We start from the raw sequence: 10477 nt of genomic DNA, 5'->3' as shown, positions 1-10477 counted from the left end.
GAACGTCGCATCGATATTCATGTCGCGCTGCTTTCTCTGGCTTGCTGCGTCATTTGCATTCGCCATCTCGCACCGTTTTGTTAGCCGCTCTAAAACACGACAGGCACAAGCAGTACCGCTGCGCAATCCCGCAAGAAGCTGCCGCAGACGGAAGTCGGCCATATCAGGAGTAGACAATGCAAAGGCGGGTACTGCCTGCTCGCCAGAGAGATAGAGCAACGGCCTAGCTGCCACCACCGTGGAGAATTGAAGTCCATCGCTCGCACGACGAACAGAACCACTGGCGAGATGCCATTCAAGGTCGCTCGGCTCTCGAAGGCCCATAGCAAAAATCCGCTACAGCTTTTGGCTGTAGCGGATTTGCTTATCTGGGGTGGCTGATGGGGCTCGAACCCACGACAACAGGAATCACAATCCTGGACTCTACCAACTGAGCTACAGCCACCGTAGCTTTAAATTATAACCAGAGAAAACCCGTTTTTGACCGAATCAGTCAATTTTCTGTCGCGGCGTTCTCGGCAGGCCGTGGCACCTTGAACTGCACTTTGTACCGGTCTTTCAACAGCTCGTAGTACGCCATGGCTTCGGCAGCGGCAGTCAGCTCGGCATATTGCTGACGCTGTTGCTGCGCTGCAGCGGCATCTGCCGGGTCGCGCGGTACAACACGGTTGATCTTGATGACGGCATATCCCTGCTGGCCCAGGCCCACCCCCGCGAACGCGGGAAGTGCGTCGGCATTGGCTTGCAGGGCGGCATCCACCACGGGGCGGGGTTGGTTTTGAGGCTTGTCGCGCGACACGGTCACGGCGGTGGACAGGCCGGATGCGCTTGCAGGCGCGGCCTTCCATGCGTTCAGCTTGGCTTCGCCTTCCTGGCGTGCAAGTTCAGCGGAGCGGTCTGCCACGAACAATTCGCGCACGCGAGGCTTCACCTGCTCGAAGGCGGGTGTCTGGGCAGGCGTATGCGTGACCACCCGCCCGGCCACCAGCACGCTGGGCCCCGCTTCGACGGCTTCGGTATTGCGCTTGTTCTGCACCGAGTCCGAAGAGAAAAGCGCCTCCAGGAAACGCGCATTCGCGAGCGGGCCCTGGGCATCGGGACGGGGCACGCGGGTGATGTCGTTCGCGGTCTGGATTTTCAGCTTGAGCTTGTCGGCGACCGGTTGCAGGCTGTCCGCCTGCTCGTAGACCGTGTTCGAGAAGACTTCCGCAAGCTCTGCGAACTTGCGTTGGGCCTGCTGCTGCTTGGCCTCCGTCTCCAGCTTGGCGCGCACTTCTTCGAAGCTCGGCTGCTTGGGCGTCTTGATGTCGTTGAGTTGGATGATGTGGTAGCCGAAGTCGCTTTCCACCACATCGCTGATGTCGCCCTTCTTCATCGAGAAGGCGGCGTCTTCGAACGGCTTGACCATTGCACCCCGCGCGAAAAAGCCCAGGTCTCCGCCGGAGGACGCCGAGCCCGTGTCCTGCGAGGATTTGCGAGCCACCTCGGCAAAGGTGCCCGGCGCCTTGCGCACCTGCGCCAACAATTCGGTGGCGCGGGCCTTGGCCTTTTCGCGCTCTGCGGCAGGCGCATCCTTGCTGGCGTTGATCAGGATATGGCTGGCACGGCGCTCTTCCTTGCCCGCGATGCGCTCCAGGTTTTCCTTGTAGTAGGTCTTCAGATCGTCGTCGCTGAGCGTGATGCTGGAGCGCACTGCGTCAAGATCCAGCACAACGTACTCCACATTGGCCTGCTCCGATTGGCGGAATTGAGCCTCGTGGGATTTGTAGTAGGTTTCCAGGTCCGCATCGGTGGGCGTGACCTTGCTGGCGAAATCGCTGGCCGTGAACCGCGCTACCTGGATCTCGCGGCGCTGGTACAGCGCATCCAGCGCCAAGCGGGCCTGCTCCTGGCCGGCGAATGCAGAGCCCATGACTCCACCCATGACCTGGTTGATCGACAGTTCTCGCCGTACGTTGGCCTCGAAGCCTTCGGGCGTCAGCCCCTGCGAGCCCACCAGAGCGCGATAAGCCTCGGCATCCAGAGAGCCATCCGGACGCTTGAGCGAGGCGATCGCGGGAATGCCTTGCAGTGTGCGGGCCAGTTGTGCGTCGCTCGCGATGAGGTGCATCTTCGTGGCCGCGGTCTGCAGCACGCGATCACGGACCAGCCGCTCCAGAGTGGCGTAACGGGCGCGGGGCGAATCCAGCAGCTTCGGATCGACCGAGGGAGACTGTGCGCGAATGCGGTCCGTTTCGGTGCGGTGGGCATTGTCCCAGTCGTCCTGCGTGATGTCATGGCCATCCACGCGCGCCACCACCGGGCTCTTGCTGGTGAAGTAGTTCCGATCGATGCCCACCAGGACAAACGACGGAATGATCAGCAAGAACAACGCGATCATGACGATCTTGGAGTGCTTGCGGATGGATTCAAACATTTTCGGTCTTTCAGTCGCGACAAAAGAAAAGGCGAACTCTCGTTCGCCTTTTGATCGGTGGTGGGTGCTGACGGGGTCGAACCGCCGACCTACGCCTTGTAAGGGCGCCGCTCTACCAACTGAGCTAAGCACCCCACCTTAAACCTCGAGCCTCAGTTGAGGGCATCTTTCAATGCCTTGCCGGGGCGGAACTTTGGAACTTTAGCAGCCTTGATCTTAATCGTATCACCGGTACGGGGATTACGGCCCGTGCGGGCGGCGCGCTTGCCCACCGCGAAGGTACCGAAACCGACCAGAGACACCGTGCCGCCCTTCTTCAAGGTCTTCTTCACCGCTTCGATCGTGGACTCCAGCGCGCGAGCCGCTGCGGCCTTGGAAATGTCGGCATTGTTAGCGATGTGCTCAATCAGTTCGGTTTTATTCACAAGAAGCCTCTCGGGAAAAGAGTAGATGGAATGTCTGGTGCAAATCTGCGCCTTCACACGCGCCAATGCAGCCGCTGGAAGCGGGGCTCGATATGGGGCGGGGGAGGGACTGGCACGGGGCGCAGAGTCTGCTGTGCCAGATTAAAACCATCGACTTTCCGGGTGTCAATACAACGGGCCGTTTTGCGACGGCCAAAACCGCGATTTTAGCCGTAATTTACGGGTGTTTCGCGCATTGCAGAGGGTTTACCGGGCACGCGCTGCGGGGTGTATCGGAAGCACCAATTGACACCCCCCGCCCTGCCCTCTGGCCATCCGCGCAGCCTTACTTCTTGACCCGTGCCCGAATCTCCGGCAATGCCTTGCGCAGGTAGTAGACCATCGACCACACCGTGAGCACGGCGGCGATCCAGATCAGCCAGGTCCCCCACACGCCGGTGTCGATGGAGCCCCCGATGCGCCCGTCGTAGAGCAGGAAAGGAATGGCGATCATCTGCACCGTGGTCTTCAACTTGCCGAGCATGTGGACGGCCACGCTGCGCGATGCGCCTATCTGTGCCATCCATTCGCGCAAGGCCGATATCGCGATCTCCCGGCCGATGATGATGAGGGCCACGAACACATCCGCGCGCTGCAATTGCACCAGCACCAGCAGCGATGCGCACACGAGGAATTTGTCGGCCACCGGGTCGAGGAAGGCACCGAACGACGAAGTCTGGTTGAGCTTGCGTGCAAGGTAGCCATCGAGCCAGTCGGTCGCGGCGAACACCACGAACATCACCGTGGCGATGAGATTGCGCGTGGCGGGATCCAGCGGCGCATAGAACACACCCACGATCAAGGGTATCGCGACGATGCGCGTCCAGGTCATGATGGTGGGGATGGTCAGGAACATGGAGGCGATTGTGTCATGCCACCAAGGCCGTCCGCGATCAAGAGCGCCCCCGCCATCGCCTCATCGCAGCGCGCGATAGATCTCCTGCGCCAGTTCCAGCGAAATGCCGTCCACCGTCGCCAGATCCTCCACGCTGGCCGCAGCCACCCCACGCACTCCGCCAAAACGCTGCAGCAGCCGTGCACGCTTCTTGGGGCCCACCCCGGGGATCTCCTCGAGCTGCCCCCCACCGACGCGCACCCGCGCGCGGGCGGCCCGCATGCCAGTGATGGCGAAACGGTGGGCTTCGTCGCGGATCTGGGCGACCAGCATCAGCGCGGCGGAATCGCGGCCCAGATAGACCTTCTCGCGCCCGTCGGCAAAGACCAGTTCCTCCAGGCCCACCTTGCGGCCCTCGCCCTTCTCCACGCCGACGATGCGCGCCAGGTCCAGCCCCAGTTCGGTGAACACCTCCCGCGCCATGCTGACCTGCCCCTTGCCCCCATCGATCAGCACCAGGTCCGGCAGCCGGGCCTGCCCAGGCGCGGGGTCGGCGCCACCGGCCTCGCGCTGCGCTTCCACGACCTTGCTGTAACGCCGGGAAAGCACCTGGCGCATGGCGGCGTAATCATCTCCGCCGGTGATGCCCTCGATCTTGTAGCGGCGGTACTCGCTGCTCTGCATCTTGTGATGGTGGAACACCACGCAGGAGGCCTGCGTGGATTCGCCCGCCGTGTGGGAGATGTCGAAGCACTCGATCGTGAGCGCATCCAGGTCGTCCATCGGCAGATCGAGTGCTTCGGCCAGCGCCCGCGTGCGCGCCTGCTGCGAGCCTTCTTCGGAGAGAAGCCGCGCGAGCTGGATGTCGGCGTTCTTCTGCGCCATGTCCAGCCAGGCTCGGCGCTGCTCGCGCGGCTGGTGCACTGCATTCACGCGCATGCCGACCTGCTGGGAAAGCGCATCCAGCAGCGCCCGGTCCACGGGCTCGCTGGTCACCAGCGTCGGGGGGACGGGCACGCCGATGTAGTGCTGCGCAATGAAAGCCTCCAGCACCTGAACCTCCACCGCACGGCGTGCCGGGGCACCGCCCGGGTCCGCTCCCGGCGGTCCTGCCGGTGCCTCCGGTGCGTCTTCGTCCTGGAAAATGGCGGCGGCATCTTCGACATGCACGGGGAAGTAGGCCCGATCGCCCAGGTGCCGGCCACCCCGCACCATGGCCAGGTTGACACAGGCGCGGCCGCCCAGCACCTTCACCGCGAGGATGTCGACATCCTTGTCGGAGGCCGTTTCGATGGCCTGCTGGTGCAGCACGCGGGAAAGGGCCGTGATCTGGTTGCGGATCTCCGCCGCCTGCTCGAATTCCAGCTGTTCGGAATGCGCCATCATCCGCGCCTCCAACGCCTCCAGCAGTTCCTTGGTTTCGCCGCGCAGCATGGCGTCCGCATTCGCCACATCATGGGCATAGGCCTCGGTGGAGACGAGGTCCACGCAAGGCCCGGAGCAGCGTTTGATCTGGTAGAGCAGGCACGGGCGCGTGCGGTTCGCGAAGACGGTGTCCTCGCAGGTCCGCAGGCGGAATACCTTCTGCAGCAGCAGGATCGTTTCCTTGACCGCCCACGCCCCCGGGTACGGGCCGAAATAACGGTGGCGCTTGTCGACGGCACCGCGGTAGTAGGCGATGCGCGGAAAGCGCTGGCCGGGCTGGTCGCCCGCGCCATCGCGCGCCGCAACGCCGGTGATCTTCAGGTAGGGGTAGCTCTTGTCGTCGCGAAAGAGGATGTTGTAGCGCGGCGCCAGCGACTTGATGAGGTTGTTCTCCAGCAGCAGCGCCTCGGCCTCCGAACGCACCACGGTGGTTTCCAGCCGTACGATCTTGCCCACCATGTGGCCGATGCGCGTCCCGCCGTGGGTCTTCGTGAAATAGCTGGAGACACGCTTTTTGAGGTTGCGCGCCTTGCCCACGTAGAGCAGCCCGCCCTGGGCGTCGAAATATCGGTACACGCCAGGCAATGGCGGCAGGGAAGCCACCTGGGCGAGCAGTTCATCGGAATGCACATCGGACATGGCGCTATTGTGGCCGCCCTGCACGGCCGGGCAGCCCTGCCCCGCCATCGCCCGCAGGAACCGAAGGCTCAGCCGTAGGCCCGTTGCGCCAGGGCGGTGGCCAGGATGTCCGATGGGTCGATGAGCGTCCAGCCCCCGGCCTGCGGCGCGTCGGGCAATGCCAGCGGGATTTCGGTACAGGCCATCACCAACGCCACATCGCCATGCAGCCCCAGCACCTGTTGGCACGCATCCACAAAACGGCTGCGGGCCAACGGCATATTTCCTGCCTTGACGCCCTCGTAGATGCCTTCCATCAGCCATTCCCGTGCCTGTTCGGAGGGCAGGAGGCATTCGATGCCATGCGCCGCAAGCGCCTCGTCGTACAGCCCCATGCGATAGGTTCCCTGCGTGGCGAGCAACGCTGCGCGCCCGATACCGCGGCGCCGCAGCTCGGCAGCCGTCTCCTGGGCAATGAGCAGCAGTTCCACGCCGGGCACACGGGTCTGCAAGGCGCCGTGCCATGCATGCGCGGTGTTGCACGACATCGCAACGGCACGGGCACCCAGCATGTCCAGCCGCCGCAGCGCGGTGGCCAGGTCCTCCAGCGGCTGCGGCGCGGCCGGGTCACGCAGCGCCTGCGTGCGGTCCGCCACCGGCACCTGCGCGATCCAGTGCTCCGGAAAGGCCTGGTCCTGCACAGGGTGGCCATGCGATCGCAGCCAGCGCTCCGAAGCGCGGACGAATAGCCGGGCGAAGTCCACGCCCGCCGCCGGCCCCATGCCGCCCAGGATGCCCACCGTGGAAGGCGGGGTCGATGGATTTTGGTGGGCCGCGCCTGCCACGCCGCTCATCTGAGCATGCTCGACATGGCCGAGAGGCCGTTGACCATGCGCACGGCCGATTCGGTATCGGGTGCGGTGAATCGCAGCGCATCGGAGGACATGCGCTCCAGCGTCGGCCATTGGCAGAACAGATCGGCCAGGGCCGTGGTCTGCGCCACCAGTTCGACCGTGACCGGCCCATCGATGCAGAACGGCGAAGCATTGCGCACCTGCGCCATCGCCTGTCCGACGCCCTCGCGGATCGCCTGGCAGGCACGTTCGGGAGACAGGCTGATGCCGCTGGTGGCGCCGGTGGCGCGCTTGGTTTGCACGAAGCGGGCATGCGGAAAGAGGCTCCGATTCTCCTCGATGAACACGTCGTCGCCGGATGCGGCGATGACCGGGGCGCCGTAGGCTCCGGCCAGCGCTCCGTAGATGCCCGCCTCACCCAGCTCGCGGCCGTTGAACGCGATGCTCGCGAACGCGAAACTGTTGATCGTGTGGGCCAGGATGCCGCGGCCCTGCGCACGCGAGTGGTATCCGATGAGGCAGACGCCATCCATGCCCAGCTCCACGCCGGCCACCATGCTCAGGTAGCGCGGCTTGCCCTGGATGGCCTGGGCGCGTGGATCGAGCAGGTCCGGCGGCATGTTGCGAAAGCCGCCGTGCGAATCGTTCACGAAGACTTCCTGGGCCCCACCGTCGAACGCGCCCGCCACTGCCGCGTTGGCTTCTGCGGCCATGAGGCGCCGTGCACGCTCGTACTCCGGGTTGCCGGCCCGGACCTGTTCAGGGTGATAGACGCCGGCCACGCCTTCGATGTCGACGGAGATGAGAATTTTCATGGGACGCTGCCAATGCGCATGGAGATGCGGATGAATGGAAAGAAGCAGAAAAAGCCGCGCTTCAGAACAGGCTGCCGAGCAGATCGCGCAGCGCCGGGCGCTGGTGCCCATCCCGCCCGGAGACCGGCTGTGCATGCCACAGCGCATGGACGATGGCCTGCTCGACGCTGTCCGCAGCGGCCTGGAACAGGCCGTCGAGCGAGGCTTCATGCACCAGGGAGACCGCCGGCATGGGCACTTCCGGCAGGTGCGGCAGCGTGTAGGCGGTGGAAAACGCCAGGGCGATATCGCCGCTGCCGTGCCCGTAGACCGAGCCGGTGCGTGCCAGCCCGGCCGCGGCGCGCAGCGCCAGGCGACCGAGCTGGCGCGCATCGAGGGCGGCGTCGGTGGCCAGCACCATGATGATCGAGCCCTTCTCCGGGCCGCGCTGCAGGTGCGGCGCATCGCCCAGCGCGGCCGAAACCGCTGCGCCGATGGCCCTGCCGCCCCACACCAGTTGCGGCAGCAGGCCGTAGTTGGCCAGCACGAGCGCGCCCACCGTGCAGTGGCGGCCCTGGCGCAAGGCCACGCGGCGCGATGCGGTGCCGATGCCGCCCTTGAGCTGGAAGCTCGACATGCCGCGCCCCGCTCCCACCGCCCCCTGGAGCACCTGCGGGCCCGCGCCGTCGCAGGCGCGCCGGTAATGGCCGTCGCTGATGGCCATGCGCTGGATGTCGTTCAGGAAACCGTCGTTGCACTCCAGCACCAGCGGATTGACGGTGGGCAGCCCCTTCCCCGTTTCGGGGTTGGCGCGGATGCAGTCGCGGATCTGCGCCTGCGCAACGGCACTGACGGAGAACGTGTTGGTGAGCGCGATGGGCGTCTCGATCTGGCCCAGCTCCGCCAACTGCACCAGCCCGACGCTCTTGCCGAAGCCATTGATCACCGCGGCGCCCGCAGGCACCTTGTGGCGATAGGGGTCGAGTGCGTGGGGGTGGATGACCGTCACGCCGGTCTGCACCGGTCCGTCGTCCAGCGTCTCGTGGCCCACGGTGACACCAGCCACATCGGTGATGGCATCGAGCGGGCCCGCCGCGAGCACGCCGATGCGCGGCGGCGCAGCGGCAGCAGGGTCGCGCCGGTTCATGACTGGCGGTCGATCTTGGGATCGAGCGCGTCGCGCAACCCGTCGCCCAGCAGGTTGAAGGCCAGCACGGTCAGGAAGATCGCCAGGCTCGGAAACAGCGCCACGTGCGGCGCATTCACCATGTCCGCGCGCGCTTCGTTGAGCATCGCGCCCCATTCGGGCGTGGGCGGCTGCGCGCCCATGCCCAGGAAGGACAGGCTGGCCGCCGTGATGATGGAGGTGCCCACGCGCATCGTGAAATACACCACGACCGACGAAATGGTGCCCGGCAGGATGTGCCGCGTGATGATCGTCCAGTCCGACGCACCGATGCTCCGCGCGGACTCGATATAGGTCATCTGCTTAAGCACCAGCGTGTTGCCCCGCACGAGCCGCGCGAACGCCGGCACGCTGAACACCGCCACGGCGACGACCACGTTGGTCATGCTGCTGCCCAGGATGGCGACCACGCCCAGGGCGAGCAGGATGCCCGGGAACGCGAACAGCACGTCGGAGATGCGCATCACGATGCGGTCCCACCAGCCTTCGTAGTAGCCGGCCAGCAGGCCCAGCGTGGTGCCGATCAGGCATCCGATGGCCACCGAGAGGAAGCCCGCGGCCAGCGAGATGCGGGCGCCCATGAGGATGCGGCTGAAGATGTCGCGGCCCAGCGGATCGACGCCGAACCAGTGGACGGCGGAAGGGCCTTCATTGAGGCGGTCGTAATCGAAGAAGTTCTCGGCGTCGAACGGCACCAGGACCGGCGCCAGCACGGCCACGATCACCAGCAGCGCCACGAAGGCGAGCGCGGCCATCGCCACGTGCTGCTTCTTGAATTTGCGCCAGAACTCGCGCCAGGGCGTGCGGACGGCGGCGGCGCCGCCGGCGGTGGGGGCCACCGAGGCCGCCGCCAGCTGTGCGGCGTCGGGCGGTGTGGGAATGGAGGGCGTGGTCATGTCGTGTCTTCGTCGAGAAAAGGGGTCCTGGCCGCCCGCTTCACTTGTAGCGGATGGTCGGATTGATGAAGCCGTAGAGCATGTCCACCACCAGATTGATGAGGATGAACTCCAGCGAGAAAAGTAGCACCAGTGTCTGGATCACCGGGTAGTCGCGCATGGTCACCGCGTCCACCAGCAGGCGGCCGAGGCCGGGCCAGTTGAAGACGGCTTCCACGACGATCGAGCCGCCCAGCAGGAAGCCGAACTGCAGGCCCATCATCGTGACGACCGGGATGAGCGCATTGCGCAGGCAGTGCTTGAGGACCACGGTGCGCTCGTTCAGGCCCTTGGCGCGCGCAGTGCGCACGAAGTCCTCCTGCACCACTTCGACGAAGGAGGCGCGCGTGAACCGCGCCATGACCGCCGCCACGGCGGCCCCCAGCGTGATGGACGGCAGGATGTAGTGCCGCCAGCTGTCGGCACCCACGGTGGGCAGCCAGCCGAGCTGCACCGAGAACACCTGCATGAGCGTCATTCCCAGCGCGAAAGCGGGAAAGGAGATGCCCGAGACCGCCAGGGTCATGCCGAGCCGGTCGGGCCAGCGGTTGCGGTAAACGGCCGACAGGATGCCGATGCCCATGCCCAGCACCACCGACCAGGCCATGGCGGCGATCGTGAGCAGCAGCGTGGGCATGAAGCGTTCGCCGATCTCGGCGATCACGGGCCGGCGCGTGCGGATCGAGGTACCGAAATCCCCTTGCACCATGCGCGAGAAGAAGTGCACGAACTGCTCGGGCAGCGGCCGGTCGAGGCCCAGCTCCTGGCGCACGAGCTGTACGGTGGCTTCGTCGGCGTCCGCCCCCGCGGCCAGGCGCGCGGGATCGCCCGGCAGCATGTGAACGAAGAGGAACACCAGCACCGCCACGATCAGCAGCGTCGGAAGGAGTCCCAGCAATCGCTTGAGGAAATAGTTCAGCATGGGTGCGGCGCTGCGGAGCGCAGCGATA

At 65.5% G+C, this 10477-nt stretch carries 9 protein-coding genes, 2 tRNA genes and 1 pseudogene; all 12 read right to left on the bottom strand.

Features of this window, described 5'->3' with window-relative positions; translation table 11 throughout:
* Positions 1-324, bottom strand: a pseudogene (locus tag BM144_RS22990) (hypothetical protein); the annotation flags it as partial.
* A gap of 45 nt (positions 325-369) precedes the next feature.
* Positions 370-445: transfer RNA gene (locus tag BM144_RS20935), tRNA-His, on the bottom strand.
* Between the two features lie 48 nt (positions 446-493).
* Positions 494-2416, bottom strand: coding sequence for a SurA N-terminal domain-containing protein (locus tag BM144_RS20930; RefSeq protein ID WP_092957145.1), 1923 nt, complete (start codon positions 2414-2416; stop codon positions 494-496).
* 58 nt (positions 2417-2474) lie between these two features.
* Positions 2475-2550, bottom strand: a tRNA-Val gene (locus tag BM144_RS20925).
* An 18-nt stretch (positions 2551-2568) separates the two neighbouring features.
* A complete protein-coding gene (locus BM144_RS20920) occupies positions 2569-2841 on the bottom strand; it encodes an HU family DNA-binding protein (protein WP_007858657.1) in 273 nt (90 codons plus the stop codon).
* A 325-nt stretch (positions 2842-3166) separates the two neighbouring features.
* Complete coding sequence (pgsA, locus tag BM144_RS20915; protein WP_092957142.1) at positions 3167-3736, bottom strand: CDP-diacylglycerol--glycerol-3-phosphate 3-phosphatidyltransferase; 570 nt, start codon at positions 3734-3736, stop codon at positions 3167-3169.
* A 60-nt stretch (positions 3737-3796) separates the two neighbouring features.
* Entirely contained in the window at positions 3797-5779 is a 1983-nt protein-coding gene (uvrC, locus tag BM144_RS20910) for an excinuclease ABC subunit UvrC (protein ID WP_092957168.1), read from the bottom strand.
* A gap of 68 nt (positions 5780-5847) precedes the next feature.
* Positions 5848-6612 carry an aspartate/glutamate racemase family protein gene (locus tag BM144_RS20905; RefSeq protein WP_092957139.1) on the bottom strand — a complete coding sequence of 255 codons (765 nt, stop codon included), beginning with the start codon at positions 6610-6612 and terminating at the stop codon, positions 5848-5850.
* Entirely contained in the window at positions 6609-7427 is an 819-nt protein-coding gene (locus BM144_RS20900) for a M55 family metallopeptidase (RefSeq protein WP_092957137.1), read from the bottom strand. The genes BM144_RS20905 and BM144_RS20900 overlap by 4 nt, the downstream gene beginning before the upstream one ends.
* 61 nt (positions 7428-7488) lie before the next feature.
* Positions 7489-8553, bottom strand: coding sequence for a P1 family peptidase (locus BM144_RS20895; protein ID WP_092957134.1), 1065 nt, complete (start codon positions 8551-8553; stop codon positions 7489-7491).
* Positions 8550-9488 carry a glutathione ABC transporter permease GsiD gene (gene gsiD / locus BM144_RS20890; RefSeq protein ID WP_092957131.1) on the bottom strand — a complete coding sequence of 313 codons (939 nt, stop codon included), beginning with the start codon at positions 9486-9488 and terminating at the stop codon, positions 8550-8552. The genes BM144_RS20895 and gsiD overlap by 4 nt, the downstream gene beginning before the upstream one ends.
* Positions 9489-9528: 40 nt before the next feature.
* On the bottom strand, positions 9529-10449 hold the full coding sequence (gsiC, locus tag BM144_RS20885; RefSeq protein WP_092957128.1) for a glutathione ABC transporter permease GsiC: 921 nt from the start codon (positions 10447-10449) through the stop codon (positions 9529-9531).
* Positions 10450-10477: the final 28 nt, after the last annotated feature.

The organism is Paracidovorax konjaci, from assembly GCF_900112675.1.
GTDB classification, from domain to species: Bacteria; Pseudomonadota; Gammaproteobacteria; order Burkholderiales; family Burkholderiaceae_C; genus Paracidovorax; species Paracidovorax konjaci.
This window is presented reverse-complemented; position numbering and strand designations above follow the sequence as displayed.